We start from the raw sequence: 25,784 nt of genomic DNA, 5'->3' as shown, positions 1-25,784 counted from the left end.
TAATCAGCGAAAAACGGATAGATCGTTAATTTTATTCCGTTATGTAAGAGAATGATCGCAGGCTGTACAGTACAAACTGCCCAAACTAATTTTATATGAATCCGACATTAAGCCGCCCTGTGTCTCTTTTTACAGAAGGGAGTCCCAATCCAAACTCGATGAAGTTTGTTGTCAATTTTGAGCTTGTTCCCGCAGGTCTATCATTCGACTACGCAACACCAGGCGATGCACTCATTGATGGCAAAGCCTCACCGCTCGTTGTCGCGTTGTTTGGTTTTGAGTTTGTACGCCGGGTATTTATCTCGGCTAACTTCGTCACTATCACTAAGGATGACGAGACCGACTGGGATGAGGTCATGTTCGAACTGAAGCTGTATCTGAAAGAATACTTCGGGGCGCAAAAGCCTGTATTTGCTCAGCGCACCATGGACGCCAACACAACGAAGGTGGACATGGATTCGGAGACAGTACAGAAAATCAAGGCGGTGCTGGATCAATACATAAAACCTGCCGTTGAGTCTGACGGGGGGGCCATCAGCTTTTACTCATTCGATGAGCCGAGCGGTACCGTGAAGGTATTGCTACAAGGGTCATGTAGCGGCTGTCCTTCGTCGACCCTGACCCTCAAAGCCGGTATCGAAAATCTGTTGACGCGTCTGGTACCCGAAGTGAAGCTGGTGGAAGCAGAAGGCGTGTAGTACGCAATCGTATTTATGAACGGGCCTGTAGTAAACCGTGAAATAGCCTCTGGTTGGCTGGTTTCACGGTTTACTACAGGCCCGTTTTTCATTTGTTCGCTTCCATTTGCTCAAAAATTCGACCTATTTCTCAACAGCCTCCAACAAATGGAGTTTACTTTGTACTACTATTTTGCATTCAACCTGCCATTACATGAAGTATTCACTGTTGCTGGGGGCGTTAGTTTTAACGGCTTCAGCCAGTCTTGCCCAGAATATGCTGGGCGTGTCGACGAGTCGTTACGGCGGCACTAACCGACTATACATTAACCCTGCTTTTGCTGCCAGTTCGCCCCAAGACGTTTACCTGAACGGGTTTATGGGTAATGCACATGTCAACAATAACTACGTACGCTATCAGGCCCCGTTTTCCCTATTACGTCTGATAAGCGGTTCGGTACAGGATCGCTTTAAACGACCTGATGGTACCATCGCGTTCGATGCCAGCTACACGAAGGAAATGCTGGATGGTAAACCTAAAAATGGAACACTCTGGGGCGAAGTACGAGGTCCATCCATGCTGATCCGGACAAGCCCGCGCAGCGCGTTGGCAGTGACAACACGATTTCGCGCTGTTGGGCAGGTTATCGGTGCATCGGAGTCCGTGCTGTCGGCGGTACGGTCGGGTTTGGGGGAGGGTGCTCCCCTGGGGATTCCCAGCGTCGACAATCAGCTTAGCGCCAACACCAGTACGTATGCTGAACTGGGGTTAACCTATGCTGGTACGCTACTGGAAGGAGACGGTCGCAAACTGATGATGGGAGCCACCGCAAAGGTATTGCTTGGGTATAATGCCCAGCACCTCATCAATCGGGGATTGGACTACCGGATTATTACCGATCCCACAAATCCTAACAGTGCTATCTTAGAGGTAACTCGCCTAAATGCCGATCTTGGGTACACTACCTTCCTGCAAAATCGAGCTATCAGCCTTCGAACGCTGGTCAGTCCATCTTCGCCCGGCCGGGGCGTCGGGCTGGACCTGGGGTTTAGCTATGTCAGTAAGTATGACAGTGAAAGTCCTGCATTGCAGTTGGGGCTTGCCCTGACCGATCTGGGCGGATTGACGTACCGGGGTGAACAGTATGCCTACTCCGATATTGGGGAAACCCCGGTGCAGTTTACCAGCCAGGATTTCAATAATCTTGGTGGTAGCGTCGATATTGCCCGGCTCATTCAGAATAAACTAACCACTGGCCGCAGACCTGACCGGAACAGCTTTCGGTCGGGTTTGCCCACCTCGCTGAACCTGACTGTTGATTATGAGCTGCCGGACGGGTTTGGCCTGAATGTAACCTACCTACAGGATGTACGCTCGGTAGAGGCTACGGCTATTCATCAACCCACTTTGCTAGCCGTAACGCCCCGCTACGAGACACGTTGGGTAAGTATGGCCGTGCCCCTTGCTTACCTGAACCGGGGTGTAACGGCAGGTTTATCCGTACGGGTTGGTCCAGCCTGGATTGGTAGCGATAACGTGCTGGGTCTACTGGGTAACAGCACCAATGGAATCCGGCCGCGTGGGCTGGACGTATACGGCGGTGTCGCCTTTGGCATTGGCCGGTCGCAGGCAGATAATGAGTAATATCCTTATTTTGGCAGAAATGCGTAAATTTGGTCAAATCCCGCCCATAACAGGCTTTTTGTAAACCGGGGTTGCAGGGTCTGCTATGACCGAACGAACGACCTTTTTCGATACACCGCTTAGCTACCTCAAAGGATTAGGCCCCCAGCGGACCGAACTGCTCAACAAGGAGTTGAATCTGTTCACCTATGGTGATCTGATCCAGTACTACCCGTTTCGTTACGACGATCGGACGCGTTATCATACCATCAGCGAACTGATGGATTCGATGCCATCGGCGCAGATACGGGGGCGGCTCCGCGACTGGTGTCTGGAAGGGGAAGGACCTAAGAAACGCCTGGTTGCCAACTTCACCGACGGGACCGGCTCCATGAGCCTGGTGTGGTTTCAGGGGGTTACGTTTATTGAGAAAATCCTCCGGCGCGACGGTGAATATGTTGCCTACGGAAAACCCCAGTCATTTAATGGACAGTTCAGTATTGTCCATCCCGAACTGGAGAACATGGCTACGGTATCTGAAAATGAACCGGGTTTCTTCCCGGTCTATAACCTCACTGAAAAGCTGCGCAAACGTCACCTCGACAGCAAGGCCATTGGCAAAGCCATGCGCGGATTGCTGGAGCAGTCGTGGCCCCATATCCGCGAAACCCTGCCCGACTCGCTCGTGCAGCAGTACCGGCTGGTGGGTAAGCGCGAAGCCATGTGGAACATCCACCTGCCGCAAAATCAGGGATGGCTCAAGCAGGCGCAGCGACGGCTAAAATTCGAAGAGCTGTTTTATAACCAGCTTCGGCTGATCAAGAACAAGCTCATTCAAAAGGAAGAGTTTCCGGGGCAGGTCTTCCGGGACACTACCCTGATGAAAACCTTTTATAACGATTGCCTGCCGTTTGAATTGACAGGTGCCCAGCAGAAGGTGTTGCGGGAAATTTACCAGGATTTTCTGACGGGTAAGCAAATGAACCGGCTATTGCAGGGCGATGTGGGTAGCGGAAAAACCATCGTGGCCTTCATTGCCTGCCTGATGGCTATTGGCAACGGCGCGCAGGCCTGCCTGATGGCCCCCACCGAAATCCTGGCCGACCAGCACTACAATGGTTTGAAACCCTTTGCCGATGCGCTCGGTCTGAACCTGGGTATTCTCACCGGGTCGACCAACAAAAAGCGCCGGGTGGTACTGCACGGTGAACTACAGTCGGGGCAGATGCATATCCTGGTTGGTACACACGCCCTGCTCGAAGACGTGGTACAGTACAAGAACCTGGGCTTGTGCATCATCGATGAGCAGCACCGCTTTGGCGTTGCCCAGCGGGCCAAGTTATGGCGTAAGAATGAGGTAGTACCGCCCCACATTCTGGTGATGACAGCTACACCCATTCCCCGAACGCTGGCCATGACGTTATACGGTAACCTGGATGTGTCGATCATCGACGAACTGCCGAAAGGACGCAAGCCCATTAAAACCGTACACAAATACGACAAGCACCGCTCCGAAGTGTTTGGCTTTATGCGTCAGCAAATTGAACTCGGGCGGCAGGTATACGTGGTCTATCCCCTGATTGAGGAGTCGGAGAAGCTGGATTATAAAGACCTGATGGATGGCTTCGAAGGGATGCAGCGCGCTTTCCCACGACCGAAATACGAGATCGGTATGTTGCACGGGAAAATGCTGCCCTACGAGAAAGACGACGAGATGAAGCGGTTCCTGAAAAATGAAACCCACATACTGGTTGCTACAACCGTTATTGAAGTCGGCGTAAACGTGCCTAATGCCAGCGTGATGGTCATCGAGAGTGCCGAGCGGTTTGGCCTATCGCAGTTGCACCAGCTACGGGGGCGCGTGGGCCGGGGTGCCGATCAGTCGTACTGCGTGATGATGACGGGCTACAAACTCAGCACCGACACCCGTACCCGACTCGAAACGATGGTGCGTACCAATAACGGTTTCGAGATTGCCGATGTGGATCTGCAACTGCGTGGTCCCGGCGACCTAACCGGTACACAGCAAAGTGGTGTACTGGACCTGATGATTGCCGATCTTGCCAAGGATGGCGCTATACTGGCTGCTGCCCGCGAGTCGGCGCAGGCTATCTTACTGGAAGACCCTGAATTGCTGCTACCCCAGCACGCGCCGATCCGGAATCACGTCGATAGCTTAAAGCAAACGGAGAACAACTGGGGGCGGATCAGTTAGTTAAAGGCCTCACCGGTCGGGCAGCAATCGATACTTCCACTTATCTTATTTATAGTAGCTAAGGGTGTCGGCCGATGCCCTTCCTAATCCTTTGCTGAATTGATCACTTTGTGGTTTTTGTCGAAACCGAAAAGGCTATTTCTTCCAGTCTTCTAACTGACAAAATCGTCAATTGTGTTATAATGACAATATTATACGCCTAAAATGAAAATAAAATTTTTTAAGTATTATTACTAGTTAATGGTTGGATGTAGAGCTAAGTAATAGACTAGAATTAATGCAATTAATAAATATACTAAACGGTCAGTGCACTGATCTAATAGCCACAGCAACTGATTGGGAGTAAGTATTTTTTAACGTATCTCCGAATGGTATTGACGGAAACACTATCAAAATAGAGCGTATTTGTTCAATTTCAACGTGGTTCTATTGCTTAAGGGTTTATACTCATGCTTGCTTTCTTTGGTTAAAGAAAAGTTAAAAAACTATCCCTTTTAGAAAAGTAGATCGACTCCGTATAGCGGCTTTATCTTAGTGTTAATATAAATAATCTAAGATATACGTATGCGAACAATGTTTACCAGGGAGGTCTTGAGCCAGATAGGGCAGAAGACTTTGGCACTCGGCTGGCTCCGTACAAGCCGCGTTTGTGCGTCATGGCTTGTCTTGCTGTTTTGCACGGTGAGCGCTTATGCCCAGTCGAAAATTACGGGTCGTGTTATCGATGATCAGCAGCAGGGACTGCCTGGTGTGAGTGTCGTCGTGAAAGGAACTACTACTGGATCGGTTACCGATGTGTCGGGGAATTACTCCCTGACAGCACCCGACCCAAATGGATCACTGGTTTTTTCCTATATTGGTTTCACCACGCAGGAGGTGCCCATAAAAAACCAGTCTACCGTTAACATTACGATGGCTACCGACATGAAATCACTCAATGAAGTGGTTGTTGTGGGATATGGTACCCAGCGCAAAGAGACAATAACCGGTTCGGTGGTGGCGGTGAAAGGAGCGGATCTGGTGAAGTCGCCCACGACGAACCTATCCAACTCCCTCGCGGGTCGGCTACCGGGGGTTACGGCCGTTAACCGCAGTGGTGAGCCAGGAGCCGATGGATCGACTATTCGTATCCGGGGTACCAATACGCTGGGAAACAACAGTGCCCTGGTGGTTGTAGACGGTATCCCTGACCGGGCGGGTGGTCTGGACCGGATAAACCCGGCCGACATTGAAACGATTTCGGTACTGAAAGATGCCTCGGCGGCCATTTACGGATCGCGGGCGGCCAACGGGGTTATCCTGATCACGACCAAACGGGGTAAAACGGGCAAACCTCAGTTATCCTACACCTTCAACCAGGGCTTTGCGCAACCAACGGTTACGCCGAAACTGGCTAACGCAGCTCAGTACGCTACCATGCTCAACGACCTGAGCGTATATGAACTTCCGGTTGGTGAGTGGGGAGCGGCAACCAAAGCCTACCAAACAACAGGTTCCTATACCGGACCAACCGGTACTGTACGGGCTGCTCCCTACACGCCCGACGATATCGCCAAGTACAACGATGGGTCAGACCCCTGGGGTCACCCCAACACCGACTGGTACGCGTCGACGCTGAAAACCTGGTCGCCCCAGTCACGCCATAATCTGCAATTGACGGGTGGTAGCGAAGATTTCAAGTACCTGGCGTCGCTGGGCTACCAGAACCAGGATGCGTTCTACAAAAACTCGGCCACAGGCTACCAGCAGTACGATATGCGTATTAACCTCGACGCGAATATCAGCAAGAATCTACACCTTACCATGGGTGTGCTGGGCCGCGAAGAATATCGTTTTTATCCAACGCGGGGCGCTGGGGCTATTTTCCGGATGCAGATGCGGGGCAAGCCCAACCAACCGGCGTTCTGGCCCGATGGCCGGCCTGGTCCGGACATCGAAAATGGGGAGAATCCAGTTGTCATTACTACCAACGCTACGGGTTACGACCGCGACAAGCGGGATTACATCCAGACCAATGGTCAGTTGGATTTCAAAGTGCCGGGTGTCGATGGGCTGAAGTTCTCGGCGACGGCGGCTATCGATAAACTGAACCAGAACAACAAGCGCTGGGAGACACCCTGGACGCTGTACGAGCGGGGAACGGGCGTTGATGCCAATGGTATTCCAAACCTGATTGCCAGCGTACGCGGACCGGCCGAACCTCGCCTGACCCTCGGTAACAATACCCAGTTAAATATCCTGCTGGGTGGTATTGCCACCTACGAACGCAAGATTGGCAATCATGGATTTACGTTCCTGGCCGGGATCAACCGCGAAACAATTACGGGTGACAACTTCAACGCTTTCCGCCGGTACTTCATCTCACCATCCATCGACCAGCTTTTTGCCGGTGGTGACCTGAGCAAAGACAACGGAGGTGGTGCATTCAACCGCGCTCGTTTGAACTACTTCGGCCGGATCGCTTACAACTACAAGGATAAGTACCTCCTCGAATTCCTGGGCCGCTACGACGGGTCGGACATTTTTCCGAAAGAAACCCGTTACGGTTTCTTCCCCGGCGTTATGGGCGGCTGGGTGATATCGGAAGAGAACTTCTGGAAAAACTCGGTACCGGCGGTTAACTACTTCAAACTGCGTGCTTCATGGGGCCAGTTGGGTAATGACCAGATCTATTTCCCCGGTACAACAACGCTAGCTACCTACCAGTACCTGGCGACCTACGGCTTCAACACCTACATTATCAATGATGCGCAACAGAAGTCTCTGCTGGAAAGCCGGATTCCGAATACGGGTATCACCTGGGAGGTGGCTAACAATGCCGATATTGGCTTGGAAGGTCAACTGTTCAACGGCAAGATCAGCTTCGAGTTTGACTATTTCAATAACCTGCGGACCTCGATCCTCTACCCACGGAATGCGTCGGTACCCCGCACAACTGGTCTGATTCTGCCACCCGAAAACATTGGCCGGGTTCGGAACAGTGGTTTCGATGGACAGATTGGCTACAACGGACAGTCGGGAGCGCTGCGCTACAGCGTGAGTGTGAACGGTGGCTACGCGCAGAACAAGATCCTGTTCTGGGACGAAGCACCGGGTGCACCCGAGTGGCAGCGGTCGACGGGTCGCCCCGTCAACTCGTACATCGCTTACCAGTATGACGGTGTGTTCAAAGACCAGGCCGATATCGATGGCAACACGATCGACTATTCTGCTATCGTAAAAACGATTCGCCCCGGCGACATGAAGTACAAGGATTATAACGGCGATGGCAAGATCACGCCCGATGATCAGGTACGGAACAACCGCACGAACCTGCCCCTGTTTCAGGGTGGTATAAACATGACGGCGTCGTACAAGAACTTCGACCTGACGATTCTCTTCCAGGGATCGGCCGGGGCGCAGCAGTACATCAGTCTCGGTGAGTCGGGTAACATTGGTAACTACCTGGCCGAGATCTACACCGATCGCTGGACGGTCGATAACCCAAGCAGCGTTCATCCCCGTATTGCTAACCGGAGCGACCAGTATTTTTCGGGTGGCAACACCTACTGGCTGCGGTCGGCGGACTACCTCCGGCTGAAAAACTTCGAAGTGGGCTATACCATTCCCGAAACCTTCGGCAAAAAGATTGGTATCAGCAGCCTGCGTGTCTATGTTAACGGTCTGAACCTCGTTAACGTTTTCAACAAGCTTGGTTCGTTCGACCCCGAAGCCGACAACGCTACGGGTCAGTATTACCCACAGTCGCGCATCATAAACACTGGTTTATCGCTTCGCTTCTAATTACTTATTCAACATGATACGGAAATTTAAAACCATAAGTTTAGCCCTGCTGATGGCGTCTGTTGCCGTCACGGGTTGTAACGACGAATTTGTGAACACCCTGCCCCTGGACCAGGTCGCCGGTTCGTCTGTCTGGTCGGATGCGGCTTTGGCCGAAGCCTTCGTAACTGGTATCTATGCCGGTTTAGGTCAGGGTGGCTTCAACGAGCAGCAACTTTCTTCGTTGACCGACGAGACCATCTTTACGCACCCCGGCCGCAACATCACGACCATAACCGAGGCCCGTTCAAACCCCGCCGATGCAGGCTGGATCAACGAGACGATCGACTGGAACCAGATGTACCTCCGCATTCGGGCTGCTAACCTGGCCCTATCTAACCTGGAGAAGCCTGGCTTCACGAACACGAACAAGATTGTGGAGCGGTTGACCGGCGAGATCAAATTCTTGCGGGCGTATTATTATCATCAACTGGTTCGCTACTATGGCGGGGTACCGCTCATTGATAAGCCATACAACCTGGGCGAGGCAGATTACACAACGCCCCGCAACACGATGGAAGAGTGCATCAACTTCATCGTGAAGGATTGTGATGAAGCCGCTACGCTGCTCAAAGGTCTGTCGATGGCGAAAGGCCGCGCTACCGAAGCGTCGGCGCTGGCGCTGAAATCGCGTATACTGATCTATGCGGCTAGTGATCTCTACGATGTCGCTTCGGCCAAGCAAAAGTCGTCTGCGCATGCTGCCTTCGCTAAACCTGAACTGCTGGGTTATACCTCGGGTAGCCGGGCCGAACGCTGGCAGAAAGCAAAAGATGCGGCCAAAGCCGTTCTCGATCTGACTGCCTATGGGTCGCAACTCAACCTGACGGCACCTGCTACCCGTACGGCTGGCACCGAGAACTACTCGAACATTGCACTGGCACGGAACGGGGGCGAGAAAGATCTGATCTTCACACGATCGTTCATCAATAGCAAGCAGGAGGCCGGTGGCCAGATTGGTCTGTTCAACGGTCCCAACGGCTACCACAACTGGGCGGGTAATACCCCCGTTTCTCTGCTGGTGGATGATTATGAGATGATGGACGGTTCCAAATTTAGCTGGAGCGATCCGGCTAAAGCGGCAATGCCATATGCCAACCGGGACCCTCGCCTGTATAGCTCGATCCTGTATGATGGCGCTCCCTGGAAACCGCGTACGGCTGACGTAGCTGGCAAAGATCCTGTAAGCCAGATACAGACGGGCCAGTATGAGGTAGTGAATGCGTCAGGTACCAAAGTGCCGGTAGCAGGTCTGGATACCCGGAAGAGTACCGTCGAAGACTGGAACGGTAGCTACACGGGTTACTACATGCGCAAGTTTACGGACCCAAACCCGGCTATTGTCGATCAGAACACGTACCAGGAAGTTCCATGGCCGTTCTTCCGGTATACGGAAGCTGTTTTCAACTACGCTGAGGCTTGTATCGAACTGGGTCAGGATGCCGAAGCGCGTACGTGGCTCAACAAGATCCGGTTCCGGGCGGGTATGCCCGCACTGACCGAAACCGGCGCAGCCCTGCGGGAGCGGTACCGCAACGAACGGCGGGTTGAAATGGTGTTTGAGGAGCAGCGCTACCACGACGCGCGTCGCTGGATGATTGCCCCGGCAACGCTGGGCCGGAAAGCCAACACCATCAGCATTACGGGTACGCTGAAGCCGGGTAAGACGGTATCGCTTTACAAATACGATCCAACCAGCTACAATTATAGCTACAAGGTAGTCGACATCGATCCGGGTAAGGAAAACCGGGCCTGGTTAGATAAAATGTACTTTCTGCCTATTGCCCGGGATGAGATAAACCGGAATAGTAAACTAGTTCAAAACCCAGGATATTGATCAACCGGACTCTATTCATGTGGTTGATTGATTTGGTATAGTAAGTTGCTAGTCGATCGCTTATAGCGATGCCAGGCGGTAAGTAAAACGCAAGAAGCCCCCTTAGTCAACGTCAGACTAAGGGGGCTTCCTGCGTTTTAACTGGCTTATATTTATTGAGTAAAAGGTGCAGCTAGTCTTTGCCCGATTGCATACATAAAAGGGCGTTGTGAACAAGGTTTATAACTTATGAAATCGGGTTGCCTGTCTTTAATTATGACTATTTGCTGCATTATTTAGTTACATAAAACTAATATATTAACAAAAATACATGATTTATATTTAATAAACGGTTAAAATAAGCTTAGGTAGAGTTAATGCACAATTAGTATAAAAAAAATTAATAATAAGTAGATATACTAGAGTAGATATCCTGTTTGCAATGATTTTGTTCTATAATTTGTACCAATTAATCAATTCACAGTATGAGAACAAAGTCTACTAACAAAGCTTCAGGCCAGACCAGGCAGGGGGTTTCGGCACCTGGCTGGCTCCATGTCAGCCGCCTGGTTGCGTTGGGACTAACCATGGTACTATTTTGTGCCGTAAGTGCCTATGCCCAAACGAAAATTACAGGCCGGGTAATCGATGGGCAGGGAGCGGTACTGCCGGGGGTGAGTATCGTTATCAAAGGAACGACGCAGGGTACGGTTACAACGGCCGAAGGCGATTATTCGCTCAACGTGCCACGGGGTAACGAGACGCTGGTGTTTTCCTACATTGGTTACCTGGCGCAGGAAATTCAGGTTGGCGGTCGAAACAGCATCAATATTACGCTGGCTTCAGACGATAAGATGCTAAGCGAAGTGATCGTTGTTGGTTACGGCGAACAGAAGAAAGAAACGGTAACGGGTTCGGTCGCAACCGTAAAGGGCACGGAGCTGATTAAATCGCCGGCTGTCAACTTGTCCAATTCCATCGCTGGCCGGATGCCGGGTGTTATTGCCACCAACTCCAGTGGACAACCTGGAAGTGATGGATCGGCCATTCGTATTCGCGGATCGAACACCCTGGGAAATAACGACGCGCTGATCGTCATTGACGGGGTGCCAGCCCGGGCCGGGGGTATCGACCGGCTGAACCCGGCCGACATCGAGAGCATCTCGGTCCTGAAAGACGCATCGGCAGCTATTTACGGATCGCGGGCGGCCAACGGCGTTATTCTGGTAACGACCAAGCGGGGTAAGACGGGCAAGCCCGAGCTGTCCTACAGCTTCAACCAGGGGTTTGCGCAGCCAACGGTTATTCCCCAAATGTCGTCGGCCGCTGAGTACGCTGAGCTTAACAACGAGATCAACCTCTATAACCTGCCTTCGCAGTATTGGAAGGATGCCTCGGCGGCTTTCCGCACAACAGGTTCCTACACCCGGCCTGACAACGGGGCCATTGCGAAAGCGGCTTTTACGCCGGACGATATTAAGAAGTTCCAGGATGGGTCAGACCCCTGGGGGCATCCCAACACCGACTGGTTTGGCGAAGCCCTGAAAAACTGGTCGCCCCAGTCGCGTCACACCCTGCAACTGGTAGGTGGCTCAGAAAACGTGAAATACCTGGCGTCGGTGAACTACCAGAATCAGGATGGTTACTACAAAAATTCGGCAACGGGCTACAAGCAGTATGATTTCCGCCTGAACCTGGATGCTAAAGTAAATAAGTACATCAACACGGTTGTTGGCGTGGTTGGCCGTCAGGAAAATCGCTTTAACCCAACGGTAAGTCCAGGATCAATCTTCCGGATGCTGATGCGGGGCTATCCCAACAAACCCGCTTTCTGGCCCAATGGTCAGCCGGCTCCCGATATCGAGAACGGACAGCAGCCGGTGCTTGTAACGACCGATGCTACGGGTTACGATAAGGATACGCGCTACTACATGCAGACTAACGCCAGTGTTACGGTTACGAACCCCTGGGTTGCCGGTCTGAAGTTCACGGGTAGCGTTGCGCTGGACAAGTACATCCAGCAGGGCAAAACCTGGCAGACGCCCTGGTTTGTTTACAGCTGGGATTACACGTCCTACGATGCTAACAAGGAGCCAATTCTACAGCGTGTTCAGAAAGGACCTGCGCAGGCTACATTGAATCAGTACACCAATGACCAGTTCAACTCGCTGCTATCGGGTATCCTTTCCTACGACCGTGTGTTGGGGGCTAACCATGCCATTACCCTGCTGGGCGGCATAACCAAAGAGCAGTCTAACTCCGGCGGCTTCTCGGGCTTCCGCAGGTACTTTGCCTCCACCGCCATCGATCAGTTGTTTGCCGGTGGCAGTGCCGAAAAAAACGCCAATACCACAGAGGCCTGGCAGCGGGCCCGGATGAGCTACTTCGGTCGGGCGGGTTATAACTTCAAAGAGAAATACCTGGCTGAATTCCTGTGGCGCTACGATGGCTCATACATGTTCCCGGCGTCGAGCCGGTGGGGTTTCTTCCCCGGTGTATCGGCGGGCTGGCGTATATCGGAAGAAAATTTCTTCAAGAAGAGCCTGCCAGCCATCAGCTCCCTGAAACTGCGGGCATCGTGGGGTCAGCTGGGTAACGACCAGGTGTATTTCAACAATACCCTGCGCGAGTATGACTACCTGCCTACCTATGCCTACGGCGACGTTGTCAACGCCAACTGGGGGTATGTGACCAACGGTCAGGTGGCGCAGACGCTGTACGAGAATGGTGTGCCAAACACAACCTTAACCTGGGAGGTGGCTAACAACTCGAACATCGGTCTGGAAGGATCGATACTGAACGGGAAAATCTTCTTCGAGTTCGATGTCTTCCAGAACAAGCGGTCGAACATCCTGTGGCGTAAGAGCGCATCCATTCCGCAAACGACCGGTATGACGCTGCCCGCTACTAACATTGGCAAGGTGACCAACAAAGGCTTTGAGTTCAACGTGGGTTATAATGGTCAGGTGGGCCAACTCAAATACAACGTTAGTGTGAACGGTGGCTATGCCAGAAACGAAATTACGTTCTGGGATGAAACACCGGGTGCGCCCGAGTGGCAGCGTTCGACGGGTAAGCCGATCCCAAGCAATGTCAATGACCCTAATCAGCAGAATGGTAGCCTGATGTATCAGTACGATGGCATTTTTGCTACCCAGGCCGATATCACCGAGAACAAGATCGATTATAGCGGTGTGGGCGCCAGCTTACTACGCCCCGGCGACATGAAGCTCAAGGATATCAACGGCGATGGCAAGATCAACGGCGACGACCGCGTTCGGGCCGACCGCAACAACCAGCCTCGTTTTCAGGGTGGTTTCAACGCTGGCCTGCGCTACCGGAACTTCGACTTCAGCCTGCTGCTTCAGGCCTCGACGGGTGGGCAGATCTTCCTGCAAACCGAATCAGGTACGATCGGCAACTTCCTTCGGTACAACTACGAAAACCGCTGGACGGTCGATAACCCAAGTACGGTCAATCCACGTATTGTTGACCGCAGCAATCAGTACTTCTCCAACGGAACCAGCTACTGGCTGAAGAAGACCGACTATATCCGCTTGAAGAACATTGAGTTAGGCTACACGCTGCCCAATACCATTGCGGGAAAAGTTGGCCTCAACAACCTGCGGATTTATGTAAATGGTCTGAACCTGGCTACCTATGCGCCCGCTATGAAAGGCTTGTTCGATCCCGAATCGACCAGTGGCAGCGCACAGTACTATCCCCAGGCGCGGATTATCAACACGGGTGTAACAGTTAGTTTCTAAACGATCAATCAGCACAGTATGAAACATATAATAAAGTGCCTGTCGTTGGGTCTGCTACTGGGCGTAACGATGGCAGCCTGCAATAGTGAATTCCTGGATACAAAGCCCCTCGACAAAGTTCCGGGTGATGCGGTCTGGTCTGACCAGGCCTTATCGGAAGCGTTTGTAACCGGCGTTTATAATGGTCTTCGGGATGGTATTCTGAGCCAGATGAACTTCGACTGCCAGACCGATAACGCCCTGTATAGCTTCGGCAAGCAGGACGTGAACGAAGCCAACGTGAGCCCGTCCAACATCGGAACCATCCCGGTCATGACCGAGTGGAGCGCCATGTATGCCCGGATCCGGGCCGCCAACATTGCACTGGCAAACCTGGCGAAGCCCAAATTCGATAATACCAGTGGTATTGCCGAACGGATGAAAGGCGAAATGTATTTCCTGCGGGGGTATTTTTATAATCAGTTGCTGCGTTACCATGGTGGAATTCCAATGATCAAATCCCCCTATACGCTCGATAATCCTGATTTCACCGTTCCCCGGAATTCCTATGAACAGTGTGTAACAGCAATTGTAAGTGACCTGGATTCGGCGGCTATTTTGCTGAAAGGTAAAACGATGGCCAACGGACGCGCAACGGAAGGGGCTGCGCTGGCCCTCAAAGCCCGCGTACTCCTCTATGCGGCCAGCGATCTGCACGACATACCAACCGCCAAAGTAAAGTCGAGCGTTATTGCCAGCTTCGACAAGCCCGAACTGCTAGGCTATGTCAGTGGCGACCGGACCGCCCGCTGGCAGAAAGCGAAAGATGCTGCCAAAGCAGTTATGGATATGAATCAGTACGGCTATAAGCTGAATCTAACGGCACCTGCTACGGCCGCCGAAGGGCAGCAGAACTACATCAATATGTACCTGTCGCGCAGTGGGGGTGAAGCGGATGGAATTTTCCTGAAGCATTATGTCCGGGCTTCGTTCGACGACTGGGGATCGTGGTATCCGCGTAATAACATGCCAAATGGCTACCACGGCTGGACATCGAGCCAGCCCACACAGAACTTGGTCGATGATTACGAAATGATGGACGGTACCAAGTTCGACTGGAAAAACCCGACTCATGCCGCAGCTCCCTACGAAAACCGGGACCCACGTTTTTATGCATCTATTCTGTATGATGGTGCTCAGTGGAAACCCCGTACGCCAGACGGAGCTGGTATCGATCCCGCCGGGCAGATCCAGTTAGGTGAATATGAAGTGGGTAGCGCCGGTAGTCCGTCTAAATATTCGGGGCTGGACACCCGCAACAGCTCTATCGAAAACTGGAATGGAAGCTGGACGGGCTACGCGGTTCGTAAGTTCATGGACCCGGATCCAGGTCTGGTCGATCAGAACATCCGTCAGGAGGTACCATCGATTCAGATTCGCTTTACCGAAGTCGTGATGAACTACGCTGAAGCCTGCATGGCCCTGGGTCAGGAAGCCGAAGCGAAAAACTGGCTCAACAAAGTTCGCTTCCGGGTAGGTATGCCCGCCCTCACCGAAACGGGAGCTGCGCTTGTTGCCCGCTACCAGAACGAACGGAATATCGAAATGCTGTTTGAAGAGCAACGCTTTTACGATGTACGCCGGTGGATGATTGCACCAACGGAGTTAGGCAAGCAGGCCCAGATTATTGTTATAACGGGTAAACTGAAGCCGGGGAAAACGGTCACGACCTACAAATACAGCAAGGAAAACTATACCTACAGCTATAGTGTACAGGATCTGGGTACGGGTAAGGAGAACCGGAGATGGGCCGACAAAACCTACTTCCTTCCTATCAGCCGGGACGAGATAAACCGGAATAGTAAGCTGGTGCAGAATCCGGGTTATAATTAACAATGACTTAAGCTGTTTATTTACGAAGAAAGCCAGTTCCTTAACGGGGGCTGGCTTTTTTCGTAAATAAACAGCTTAAGTCGGGCTGTGTCTGCCATTGGCGGGTTGGGCTATACGGGCGTCCCCGGTTCAGTACCACTATGCAGTTTTGTTAGCTTCGTGGCATCATAATCTGTTTCGCTGGGATTGTCTTCACTGGTGCTTACGCAGGTAACCGTACGGCCACCGTCTTTAACCGTTTTGACCATCATGGGCGAACTGCCATCTAATAAAGCGACCTGATCGCCGGGCTGGAACTGAATAGGTACATCGGCCATTGCTGAAAGGGTTTACGGGGTCTATGATAAAACTGGTTCTGCTGCTTTCGCTCTTCGTATGACTGCTCTAACTAAAATCGACAGAACCTTGTTTGCTGGTCTCCAACCGGGGTACGCCTTGTCCGGGCTGGAACGAGCTTTCGTTTTCTCCACTTAGTTACTTCTTTAAGGATTTATTGCCATCATTGTATAATGGATACGCTTCGTTGCTGGCGCACGGTTCTCCGCTCATGTATCCATAGATCGTATACCGGGTAGTCGTCTGGCTGAAGGCTTACCGGTTATTCAACCCAACAGGTTTCGACCGCAATTTGTATATGGCTGATTCGGCCCAACACATCGACAAAATATATGCGTTTCTGGAGGAAATAGGGATCCCGGTCGTTGAGACTACCCTGACAGTTCCTACTTTTTTGCCGGGTATCCTGATCGATGCCGGAAGGTTGACGGTGGACCTCGCTCAACTAAGTTATGCAGGTGATATCCTGCACGAGGCCGGTCACATTGCCGTTACTCTGCCCGCCGAACGTGAGCAGCTCCATGATAACATTATGGCCGATCGGCCCGATAAAGCCGGTGATGAAATGGCCGTTCTGTTATGGTCGTATGCGGCCGGTCAGCATCTGGGCTTGCCATCGGAGGTTATTTTCCATGCGGGTGGTTACAAAGGGCAACACCAGTGGCTGATCGACATATTTACCAGCCAAACCTACATTGGCCTGCCTTTGCTGGTCTGGATGGGCATGACGCAGGCCGACACGTTTCCAGCTATGACCGCCTGGCTGCGGCCCGCTTAACTCTGGTCCTTCGTTGACCGAAATTAGCCAGTGTACGCACACCTGAGTGAACGCCTGCTACGAATTGTACCGTCTCGGTCGGTAACGACGAGGTGTCAAATGCGGAGGTCTAACTGAACGATAGCAGAGTAGGAGAGAGGTATCGTTGCTGAAGTCAACTTGTATCCTCAGGCATACGGCTACTGAGGCCGTCGGCAAATCGGTAGGCTTACTAACGGATCTTGGCATTGAAGAAATGACGGAGAACTGCCAGTATAGGGGGGGTATGTCTCGCGACTAATTCTTCCTGGCTGCAAATGTTATGTGTAAGCTCTTGGCTGCAATGCGGTTAAACGTATAGTATATGACGGTATAGGCTATGGGCGATAAACTGCAAGCAAACCAACAGGGTACTCGTATGGTCCATTCCGCTTTAAAACGGTATGACCATTTCCTCACTTATCGTATCGGCATCTAAACGGCTCCCTTCATGGAAGGTTATTCCACCAGCCTATCTTGTATGGATAGGTATAGCTTACTTTGACAATACGTTATGGAAACAATGGACGAACTGATGGAACACACGATCCAGGATCTGTACTCCGCTGAGAAACAAGCACTGGAAGCCATGCCCCAACTAGCCCAGCGGGTTCAAAATGAGCAGCTTCGGCAAGCTTTTCAACTCCATCAACAAGAGACCCAGGAGCAGGTAACCCGCCTGGAGCAGATTGCGGAGCAGCTGGGCATTGAGCCCGATGGCGAAACGTGCATGGCCATGCAGGGGTTGGTTGAAGAGGTCCAGGATTTATTGGATCAACTGGAAGATGGACCTGTCGCCGATGCAGCCATTATTGGTGCCGCTCAGAAGATGGAGCATTATGAGATTGCTTCTTATGGCACGGCCCGGACCCTGGCCCAGCAAGCGGGCCAAACCCAGATCGCGGATCTGTTGGAGACAACCTTGAACGAGGAGAAAGCCACTGATGAGAAGCTGACGGATATTGCGACTAGTTCGGTGAATAAAAAGGCAGCCCAGTCCTAAGTTAGAGGCAGTTAAGCAGGTGTAACAAAACAGTAGCTTGTGTGTTACACCTGCTAACTTAAGCAGGCTAAGCTCAATTGACCTTAGCGCTGAATCGGCCCAGAAGCGTTTCCTTTGGGTAACAACTTTGTCTATGATAGCTTATTCGTTCGATTCGATGCTGACTGCCTGTCCCTTGCTTGGTATTGACAGGCAGGATAAATCAATACTTGAAGTAGAGATGTTGTTTTGGAAAGCCATGTATGCGCATCTAGCCACGCATATTGAGCGGATGCAGGGGGCCTATGAACGGGTCTTGCTGGATGAGTGTAATACATTGGACGAGTACAGGCAATATGAAGCAGATGTGGCTTTGCTAACCGATCATTTTTTAAGCCGGCGCCCTTTTGATCTGCTTGAGTATTTACGCCGGTGCCAACAGAGCCCTTCCTGCTAGGTGGACGTGCAACAGTATACTGGAGATTTTCTCAGGCTGCCATTGGGGAGGTGTAAAAATATGATTCTTGTTGAGCGGTAGTCTGATAATTCAGGCTTGAATGTTTTGAAAAAGCTCTCCACCACAGCATTATCCCCTCGGAGCGCCGAAGCGACAGTTGCCTTTACGGCTGCTCCGGCAACCCGATCATGCTCTGTACAACTGGCAATCCTTTTAAATGCTCCCGAAATTCAGTGCAAGCGTACTGGACGCCACGATCTGACCGGGTCGGCGGAGCGAGGAAAGAAAATTTGTCCCTCTATTCATCTGTTGTTGACGACCATAGGTCACGCAGCTATGCTCGTGTCAATGGCTTTTAGGTTAGTGCTCAAGGCTCAGCCGATCACCTTTCGATCTGCCAGATCCAGCACGGTTGTCAGGTATAGCCAGCCTTCGCAGATGGGAATGTAGCGGGGTGGCCCGTGTCGTAATATCGGACACCCATCGCTTCAGCGCTCCGATGCTGGCCTGGCTTAATAGCAGTAAACTCTCTGTTTAACAGATTTCTAGCTACTGGGTAATCATGAGATGAGTCGGTCGTTTACCCGAATCAGACAGCGGTCGGTTCATCTGACTTGAACCGACCGCTGTCTGATTATTATTTCAGGCGTATGGTCAATATCTATCATGAAGGACTCCTGGTTACCTGAATAACAGGGGCGTGTATTCATTGAGGTATTGCCGCCAGTTGATCCAGGTATGGCCCCCGGTGCTTTCTTTGTACTGATACTTGATCTGGTGTTTGTCGAGTAAAGCCAGCGTTTTTTTGTTGGACTCCATTACAAAATCGTCCTTACCAATTCCAATCCAGAACAGTTTTTTACCCTTGTTAAAAGCAGGGTCGTTCAATGCTTTTGCGTACTTGCTATCGGCCTCATCGGCGGCAGCACCGAAGAAACCCGAACTAAATACGCCGACGTAGTTGAACAATTCAGGGTGAGTCAACGTGACGTCCAGTGTTTGAAAGCCACCCATCGACAGACCGGCAATAGCCCGATTTTGGGGAGTGGTTAAACTACGGTAATTTTTCTCGACAGTAGGCATGATCTCCTTCAATAGCTCAGCGGAAAACAAGTCCCGCACCCGATTCATTGTTTGCGCATCGGGCATACCGGTTTGAGCAGGCAAGGGCATGCTCCCATTGGGCATAACGACAATCATCGGTTTGGCCTTGCCAGCCGCAATCAGATTATCGAGGATGAAGCCTGACCGACCGATGGTGTTCCAACCCGAATCATCATCTCCTCCCCCGTGCAACAAATAAAAAACCGGGTACTTGTCCGTTCCTTTTTCGTAACCCGGTGGGGTATACACGTGCATCCGGCGCAACATACCCAATGTGTTCGATGGGTACCAGACTTCCCGCACCTCGCCATGCGGCACCGACCGATTATCCTCAAAGCCCGTTTCAGGACCCGGCACCGCCATCATGTTTTCCAAACTGCTGATGCCCTGTTTGACTATTGGGTTTTTGGGGTCCATGGTCCGCACGCCATCTACGGTCAACGTGTAGGCGTAATAATCGGGCCGCAACGGACCAATTAGTACCGACCAGACACCCTGTTCATTTTTGGTCAGGCTAAGGGGCTTGTTGCCCGACAAAAAGTCACCCCCTACGGTTACTTCATCCGCTTTAGGGGCATAAATCTGGATCATCACCCGCTTATCGGTGAGTACCCTGGGCGATTGTAAGGTATCGTTTGGCGTTGGCGTCCGGGTTGGCAACTGGGCTAAAGCCCCTACCGAAATCAGCGTAGCCCATAGCAGCATAACGTGTTGGGCCTGAGTTGAGGGTTTCATTCGTTCCGTCTTTATTTAGGGTGAAGGTTACTTGAATTTGCTGGCATCTAACCGAAAAAAGCGAACAGCATTATTGAATAATATGTCGCGTTTTTGCTCAAACGAAAGGTAATCCGCATTCTCAATGACGCTGAGTGACGTTTCGAACAACTTAGGCCAGATCATAAAATCAGTGCCGTACATGATTCGTTTGCCAAATCCAGCCTGCACCAACCGTTTTAGGTAGGCATGAATTTCGGCCTGAGGATAACTCCAGATGAACCCGGCCAGATCGACATACACGTAGGCATTGGCACCCATCAGCGCAATCATCTCATCGGCCATGGGGTAGCCCGCGTGCATCACCCATATCTTCAATTTGGGATGCCGGGCCAATACGTCCTCCAATAGAAAGGGTCGACCCAGCGAGGCCCGGTACTTCGCCTGGGTGAGATTGGCCATACCGTTTCCGCCTGTTCCCATGTGAATGCCGACGGGAACAGCTAGCTTTTCAGCTACCGCAAAATAGCCATCCAGCGACGGATCGCTCGGGGAGAGACCCTGATACTGGGGGGCCACCTCGCCCATTACCTTGTAGAAGCCGGACGAAAGCGAGTCTTCAAAAGCAGCTACACTCATCTGGTCGGGTGAACTAATACCAATACTGGCAATGACCCGATCGGGTGCCGCCTTTTTCCAATTGTGTAAAATGAGGGGGTCTCCGGAAGCGATAATGGTCATATTCAGCCGGTTCATCGTCTCCAACAAGGCCGCTTGCATTTCCTTGTCGGATTTGGCTGGTTGTAAGGGAGCCACGCAATCTGATTGTAGGAAAGCCATGAAAGGCGTTGGTTTGGTCGGATCGCTGCCGGGCATATCCTTCAAAAACCAGGGACACATTTCACTGGCACTGGGACTAACCCGCATGGCATGTACGTGTACGTCAATAATGGGAAGGGGTCGGCGGGGCGGAGTGGTTTGAGCGGTAGCCGCACCCGTCAGCAGGCAACCGAGCAAGAAATGGGCAAGAAGTTTCATGAGCACAAGAGTTGGTCGACGCAGCGTGCGATTCAATTAAGTGACCAGCGCATTAGTTCAGGCATAAACGGATTGACCCTTAACAATACGGGTGTACAAAATGCCGCCAGGCTACCTGTGAACTGGACGTGTCAATCAAGAATCGATCATACAGGAGTAGAGGGTCAAATAATCCTTTGTGTCAAAAGTACGTAAAGGATTAAATACGTCCTATTAATTGAAAGAATTTATCAATTAACTGGATTGCTACAACCAAACCTTCACATCTTGCCGGGTTAGGATGTAACCACTGGCAGACCAAACATTATCATTTTTACCGAAGGTGTTGTTTTCGGTTCTTGTATGAGTGATTTGTCAGTATATGAATCCGACGTTTAACTGAACGCTTTTTTGGGTAAGCGAAAGGTATCGTTCGACTAAATCAGTTTTAATAACTGTCAAACACATTCCGTAACATACGTTTGTTTCGTCTATCCCAGACACTCTGCCGACATGACAGTTACATACCGATTAACCTGGTTCCAATCCTTTGCACTTAGCAGAATTTCAGCTGCCAGGTCTGACGTCAATCCAGAACAATTACTGACTTTCCAATAAGTTTACCCCGACGAGCTTCCCCGTAGGCGTCCCTAACGTTAGTGAGGGGATACGTCTTGTCCAAGACGATTTGCAGGTCAGCTTCGGCTAGTTTCGTTAACGTGTTAAGCCCTTGAGCGGTCGGTTTCACGATCAGAATTTTATGTTTTTGTCCAGAAAAGAGATTATTGATGAAGGAGGAAATGAGCGCCAAAGGAGAAGGTAGCGTACTGACAAAGACCGCTTTTGGCTTCATCAGGCTCTTTGCTTTGGTAAATGACAGCTTAGTGGATAGATCAATAATCACATCGAACTTCTGAGTCAGAAGCTGAATGGGTTGCTTTGTATAGTCGACAACCATATCCGCGCCCCATTTTTTTGCCTCTGCAATGCCTTTCGTACTGACAACCGCTGTCACCCTGGCACCGCGTTTTTTCGCAATCTGCACCGCAAACACACCAATCCCACCGGTAGCCCCGTTGATCAACACGTCCTGGTTAGCGCCGACGGCGGCTAGTTGATCAATGATCTGGAGGGCTGATAGTCCGGTTACGGGTAGGGCCGCTGCCTGCTCGAACGAGATTTTGACCGGTTTTGGGGCAATATCAGTCACTTTAACCGAAATGTAGTCGGCCAGGGCACCACCTTTAAATACGTCCAGTAAGCCAATGACCGCATCACCAGCGGTAAAGCGGGTAACGGCGCTGCCAGTTTGTTCAACAATACCCGAGAAATCGATGCCCACCGACTTAGGGAATTTAGACCCTGACATCAATTTCATTTCTCCACCATACACCTTCCAATCCAGAGGATTAATGGAAACCGCTTTTACCCGAATTAGGAGTTGATCCTTCTCAATAGTTGGCACCGCTTGCTCAATTATATTCAGCACGCTTTCGTCGCCAAACTGGTTATACATTACTTTTCTCATGATGGTTGAAATGTTAAGTTGAACAAAAAGCCCAGCCATAGAAAAAGCACCAGGCCTGGTGACGGGCTATACGAGTTGTGTTGAGTCTTCTAATACAGGATAATCGGTGTACCCTTGCGTACCAGGAGTATATAAGGTTAGATAATCCACCTCATTGAGCGGGGCGTCTTTTTCGATCCTGCTCATGAAATCCGGGTTAGACAGGAAGCTTCTGCCAAAGGCCACCAGATCGGCCGATCCGTCCTGTAATTTCGCTTCGGCGGTTTCCGCAATTAGCCCGTTACAGTAAATAAGTGTATTGGAAAAGGCGCTGCGGATCGCCTGATGCGTTTTCTGTGGTATCGAAGGATTGTCGGAAACGTGAATGTACCCAATGCCCAGACGGTTCAATTCGCCACTCAGGTAGGCATACGTCTGGTGTACGGCGGCCTCGTCGTACGGTGGCATATCGCTTAGCGTAGCGTACGGCGATATGCGCAAACCAACCTTTTCGGGGCCGATCGCACCGGCTATCTTCTCGGCAATCTCCAGGATTAAGCGGCTCCGATTCTGGATGCTTCCGCCATAATTATCCGTACGGGTATTGACATGGGGATTTAACGATTGCTCCAACAGGTACCCATTGGCACCGTGGAGTTCCACCCCATCAAAACCAGCTCTGATAGCGTTCTGGGCGGCTTTTACAAAGTAATTGACTACAGTAGCTATGCCTTGCGCATCCAGGGCTACCGGCCTGGAATATTCCTGCATACCTGCGGTGTCGGTAAAGATTTCCCCTGCCGCTTTACTGCCAGAGAGACCTACCGGTTGATAGCCTTCCGGTAGATTAGCCGTATGGGCGATCCGTCCGGTATGCATCAACTGGACGAATATCTTGGAACCGCCCTCATGTACCCCCTTCGTAACGGCTTTCCAACCTTCGACCTGGGCTTCGGAAAAAATGCCCGGAATGCGTGGATAACCCAGCCCTTCAGGACTGGGGGAGGTCCCTTCGGTCACGATCAAGCCAGCACAGAACGTTGCTTGTAATAGGTAGCCATCCCTTCATTAGGTAGATTGTTCTGCGCACGGCTGCGCGTCATCGGGGCCATTACAACGTGGTTTTTCAACTGAAGGGAGCCTTTAGTAAAAGGCATCATTAATTTTTTCATTGCCGTGTGTTTTACGTTTGATACGGCAAAGGTGGGCCTTATAACGAACTGTAAATAGCGCAAAAAGCCAGAAAAACAGTCGTATCCGACAGGGTAGGATAATCTGGGCCAGTACTAATCAGGTGTTCTTATCATACTCGTATATATAGCTTTGGGCTGTATGATCCGGTTTGTCTGATAAGACTGATTTATGGTCTCATCGGGATATTTTCTACTAGCTATGCGCCCGAGCTTTGTGGGGTATTTAAATCAAATCATCATGGAAAATCACAAAAAACCGATCACTGTAGCGCCTGAAGGGGGAAAAAGCGTTTCTGTTGGTGGCAGCACCTACCGAATCCTGGTAAGCGGAAAAGATACAGCAGGCGCTTTCGCCACGATTGACATGCTAATACCTCCCGGTGGTGGACCGGGACCACACGCCCATGCGGCTTTCGAGGAATCGTTTTATGTGATCGAAGGCGAAATAGAGGTCAAATCCGAATTTGGCCAATATGTAGCGGCCAAAGGATCATTTATAACCATTCCGAAAGGGGGCGTGGTACACAGCTTCAAGAATAAAACCTCGCAAACAGCCCATTTGCTTTGCACCGTGGTGCCTGCCGGTCTGGAAATGTTGTTCGAGGAGATCGGCCAACCCGTTGCAACCGGCCAGTTCCTGCCTCCGCCAGTGCTGGATGCAGATACCATAAGAAAACTACAGGATACCGCCGAAAAGCACGGTCAGCAAGTCTTTCCACCTAATTATCTGGGCTAAACAGTGCCTTACGAATACGAGTATCGCTTCGGGTTCAGGCCATAATGCTTTTCAAATAGTCTACTGAAGTGGCTCAGATTGGAAAAGCCCAGCTCATACCCCACCTCGCCAACGGAATGCTTGCCCTGTTTCAGGAGAAAGGCGGCTTCTTCCATTCGGGCTTGCTGGTAAAAATTGTAAATCGTAGTGCCAAACGTTTGCTTGAAAAGCTGTTTCAGTTTGGTTTCGCTCATAGCAGCAACCTGGGCTAGCTCACGAATTACCGGCGGTACGCTCAGGTCGCTGATGATCTCATTTCGTATATACAGGAGTCGTTCCGCATCCGCACTGTTTATCGTTTGATGGGCAGCATTTTCGCGTAAAGCCAATTTATGAAAAACCAGATAGAGCAGTTCCTGCACCTTGATTTGCATGTAGAAGTGGCTCAAGGGATCATTCATGTCCAAGGCCCCCATGTTTTTAAGCAGGAGTTTGGCCTCCGCTTCCATCCGTTCGAAGAAAAGAAAGGAATTGCCGTTTCCGATAATGGTCTGGAGTACTGAATTGGGCTCACTGACGGCTAATAATTCGCCTAACCGGGGTGGCTTTATGGCGACAACCACATAATGAATCTGTTGATGGGCAGGAAATCGAATGGTCGAACTAAGGTCGTTGGAAGTAACCTGGATAGCCGACTCATCGCGCTGAGAAAAAAGTATTTGGTGATCCTCATTGTAAGCGATTGCGAGGGCCTGTTCATTGCTGTAAAAAAAGGCGGTGATCAGGTCATTTCCCTGGCCGGATGTATTGCGTTTGATGATAAGATCTTCCTTAAGCAAGTACCGGTGTATGGTAATCTTAAAGTCCGGCCCGAAACTTAGCTTGCGAATGTAGCCCTGCCCCAGATAATCCGGTATGACCAGCAGGTCGTTATGAACCGTTGCCCCTATGTGACGGGCAAAATAAGTCATAAAGTCAAAATCGGATGTAGCGGTAAAGCCGAATATCATGAGGACAGGCCCGTATGTGGCAAACGTTCAGCAATAGTACAAACTCGTAATTATTGATGCGTGAGTAGAGTCGTAATAATTGTAACTTGTAATTACTATGGCAAGCTACAAGCAAATCGAATATGAAATCCTGCGTCGTCGATGTGTTGCCTTACAGCAA

16 protein-coding genes and 2 pseudogenes are annotated in these 25,784 nt (G+C 51.1%); 11 read left to right on the top strand and 7 right to left on the bottom strand.

All coding sequences use genetic code 11. The features are described from left to right. Positions 1–95 precede the first annotated feature (95 nt). The 7 genes from FH603_RS10570 to FH603_RS10540 all read left to right on the top strand — a co-directional run bounded on the left by FH603_RS10570 (position 96) and on the right by FH603_RS10540 (position 15,793). The gene (locus FH603_RS10570) at positions 96–698 is read left to right on the top strand and encodes a NifU family protein (protein WP_186737465.1); all 603 of its coding nucleotides are present in this window, start codon (positions 96–98) and stop codon (positions 696–698) included. A 193-nt stretch (positions 699–891) separates the two neighbouring features. After that, positions 892–2,322, top strand: a complete 1,431-nt coding sequence (locus FH603_RS10565; protein WP_186737464.1) for a DUF5723 family protein — start codon at positions 892–894, stop codon at positions 2,320–2,322. 85 nt (positions 2,323–2,407) lie between these two features. Beyond that, on the top strand, positions 2,408–4,516 hold the full coding sequence (gene recG / locus FH603_RS10560) for an ATP-dependent DNA helicase RecG (RefSeq protein WP_186737463.1): 2,109 nt from the start codon (positions 2,408–2,410) through the stop codon (positions 4,514–4,516). A 564-nt stretch (positions 4,517–5,080) separates the two neighbouring features. After that, positions 5,081–8,299 carry a SusC/RagA family TonB-linked outer membrane protein gene (locus FH603_RS10555; RefSeq protein ID WP_186737462.1) on the top strand — a complete coding sequence of 1,073 codons (3,219 nt, stop codon included), beginning with the start codon at positions 5,081–5,083 and terminating at the stop codon, positions 8,297–8,299. 13 nt (positions 8,300–8,312) lie between these two features. Continuing rightward, on the top strand, positions 8,313–10,175 hold the full coding sequence (locus FH603_RS10550) for a RagB/SusD family nutrient uptake outer membrane protein (protein ID WP_186737461.1): 1,863 nt from the start codon (positions 8,313–8,315) through the stop codon (positions 10,173–10,175). A 566-nt stretch (positions 10,176–10,741) separates the two neighbouring features. Next, on the top strand, positions 10,742–13,921 hold the full coding sequence (locus FH603_RS10545) for a SusC/RagA family TonB-linked outer membrane protein (RefSeq protein WP_235985375.1): 3,180 nt from the start codon (positions 10,742–10,744) through the stop codon (positions 13,919–13,921). 18 nt (positions 13,922–13,939) lie between these two features. Further along, entirely contained in the window at positions 13,940–15,793 is a 1,854-nt protein-coding gene (locus tag FH603_RS10540) for a RagB/SusD family nutrient uptake outer membrane protein (protein WP_186737459.1), read from the top strand. Positions 15,794–15,903: 110 nt separating this feature from the next. On the opposite strand, the gene FH603_RS10535 is transcribed toward FH603_RS10540, so the two are convergent. Next, a complete protein-coding gene (locus FH603_RS10535; protein WP_186737458.1) occupies positions 15,904–16,110 on the bottom strand; it encodes a hypothetical protein in 207 nt (68 codons plus the stop codon). A 317-nt stretch (positions 16,111–16,427) separates the two neighbouring features. On the opposite strand from FH603_RS10535, the gene FH603_RS10530 reads away from it, so the two are divergent. The 3 genes from FH603_RS10530 (at position 16,428) to FH603_RS10520 (ending at position 18,364) form a co-directional block, all read left to right on the top strand. Next, positions 16,428–16,907 carry a hypothetical protein gene (locus FH603_RS10530; RefSeq protein WP_186737457.1) on the top strand — a complete coding sequence of 160 codons (480 nt, stop codon included), beginning with the start codon at positions 16,428–16,430 and terminating at the stop codon, positions 16,905–16,907. A gap of 541 nt (positions 16,908–17,448) precedes the next feature. After that, a complete protein-coding gene (locus FH603_RS10525) occupies positions 17,449–17,928 on the top strand; it encodes a ferritin-like domain-containing protein (protein WP_186737591.1) in 480 nt (159 codons plus the stop codon). Positions 17,929–18,061: 133 nt separating this feature from the next. Continuing rightward, positions 18,062–18,364: a hypothetical protein gene (locus FH603_RS10520; RefSeq protein WP_208493046.1), complete on the top strand. Its 303-nt coding sequence runs from the start codon at positions 18,062–18,064 to the stop codon at positions 18,362–18,364. Positions 18,365–18,741: 377 nt separating this feature from the next. Here the strand turns inward: FH603_RS10520 and FH603_RS29230 are convergent. The 5 genes and pseudogenes from FH603_RS29230 to FH603_RS10500 all read right to left on the bottom strand — a co-directional run. Next, a pseudogene (locus FH603_RS29230) lies at positions 18,742–18,944 on the bottom strand (hypothetical protein); the annotation flags it as partial. A gap of 101 nt (positions 18,945–19,045) precedes the next feature. After that, positions 19,046–20,203: an esterase gene (locus tag FH603_RS10515; RefSeq protein ID WP_235985370.1), complete on the bottom strand. Its 1,158-nt coding sequence runs from the start codon at positions 20,201–20,203 to the stop codon at positions 19,046–19,048. 27 nt (positions 20,204–20,230) lie between these two features. Next, positions 20,231–21,220, bottom strand: coding sequence for an amidohydrolase family protein (locus FH603_RS10510; protein WP_186737456.1), 990 nt, complete (start codon positions 21,218–21,220; stop codon positions 20,231–20,233). A 565-nt stretch (positions 21,221–21,785) separates the two neighbouring features. Continuing rightward, complete coding sequence (locus FH603_RS10505) at positions 21,786–22,727, bottom strand: NAD(P)-dependent alcohol dehydrogenase (RefSeq protein WP_186737455.1); 942 nt, start codon at positions 22,725–22,727, stop codon at positions 21,786–21,788. Between the two features lie 66 nt (positions 22,728–22,793). Beyond that, positions 22,794–23,818, bottom strand: a pseudogene (locus FH603_RS10500) (alkene reductase). A 319-nt stretch (positions 23,819–24,137) separates the two neighbouring features. Between FH603_RS10500 and FH603_RS10495 the strand changes: the two are divergent. Then, positions 24,138–24,635 carry a cupin domain-containing protein gene (locus FH603_RS10495; protein ID WP_186737454.1) on the top strand — a complete coding sequence of 166 codons (498 nt, stop codon included), beginning with the start codon at positions 24,138–24,140 and terminating at the stop codon, positions 24,633–24,635. Between the two features lie 8 nt (positions 24,636–24,643). Here the strand turns inward: FH603_RS10495 and FH603_RS10490 are convergent, their stop codons facing one another. Further along, positions 24,644–25,585 carry a helix-turn-helix transcriptional regulator gene (locus tag FH603_RS10490; protein ID WP_235985369.1) on the bottom strand — a complete coding sequence of 314 codons (942 nt, stop codon included), beginning with the start codon at positions 25,583–25,585 and terminating at the stop codon, positions 24,644–24,646. Between the last annotated feature and the right edge of the window lie 199 nt (positions 25,586–25,784).

Origin of the sequence: Spirosoma utsteinense (assembly GCF_014282275.1) — a bacterium.
In the GTDB taxonomy this organism is placed as follows: Bacteria; Bacteroidota; Bacteroidia; order Cytophagales; family Spirosomataceae; genus Spirosoma; species Spirosoma utsteinense.
The sequence above is the reverse complement of the archived record's forward strand: the minus strand, read 5'-3'. Positions and strand labels throughout refer to the sequence as shown.

Bases quoted from the DNA above. Each gene is read 5' to 3' on its own strand.
- FH603_RS10550 (WP_186737461.1), top strand. From the start codon at position 8,313: ATGATACGGAAATTTAAAACCATAAGTTTAGCCCTGCTGATGGCGTCT.
- FH603_RS10525 (WP_186737591.1), top strand. From the start codon at position 17,449: ATGGACGAACTGATGGAACACACGATCCAGGATCTGTACTCCGCTGAG.
- FH603_RS10565 (WP_186737464.1), top strand. From the start codon at position 892: ATGAAGTATTCACTGTTGCTGGGGGCGTTAGTTTTAACGGCTTCAGCC.
- FH603_RS10495 (WP_186737454.1), top strand. From the start codon at position 24,138: ATGGAAAATCACAAAAAACCGATCACTGTAGCGCCTGAAGGGGGAAAA.
- FH603_RS10535 (WP_186737458.1), bottom strand. From the start codon at position 16,110: ATGGCCGATGTACCTATTCAGTTCCAGCCCGGCGATCAGGTCGCTTTA.
- FH603_RS10490 (WP_235985369.1), bottom strand. From the start codon at position 25,585: ATGACTTATTTTGCCCGTCACATAGGGGCAACGGTTCATAACGACCTG.
- recG (WP_186737463.1), top strand. From the start codon at position 2,408: ATGACCGAACGAACGACCTTTTTCGATACACCGCTTAGCTACCTCAAA.
- FH603_RS10510 (WP_186737456.1), bottom strand. From the start codon at position 21,220: ATGAAACTTCTTGCCCATTTCTTGCTCGGTTGCCTGCTGACGGGTGCG.
- FH603_RS10515 (WP_235985370.1), bottom strand. From the start codon at position 20,203: ATGAAACCCTCAACTCAGGCCCAACACGTTATGCTGCTATGGGCTACG.
- FH603_RS10520 (WP_208493046.1), top strand. From the start codon at position 18,062: ATGATAGCTTATTCGTTCGATTCGATGCTGACTGCCTGTCCCTTGCTT.
- FH603_RS10530 (WP_186737457.1), top strand. From the start codon at position 16,428: ATGGCTGATTCGGCCCAACACATCGACAAAATATATGCGTTTCTGGAG.
- FH603_RS10540 (WP_186737459.1), top strand. From the start codon at position 13,940: ATGAAACATATAATAAAGTGCCTGTCGTTGGGTCTGCTACTGGGCGTA.
- FH603_RS10505 (WP_186737455.1), bottom strand. From the start codon at position 22,727: ATGAGAAAAGTAATGTATAACCAGTTTGGCGACGAAAGCGTGCTGAAT.
- FH603_RS10570 (WP_186737465.1), top strand. From the start codon at position 96: ATGAATCCGACATTAAGCCGCCCTGTGTCTCTTTTTACAGAAGGGAGT.
- FH603_RS10555 (WP_186737462.1), top strand. From the start codon at position 5,081: ATGCGAACAATGTTTACCAGGGAGGTCTTGAGCCAGATAGGGCAGAAG.
- FH603_RS10545 (WP_235985375.1), top strand. From the start codon at position 10,742: ATGGTACTATTTTGTGCCGTAAGTGCCTATGCCCAAACGAAAATTACA.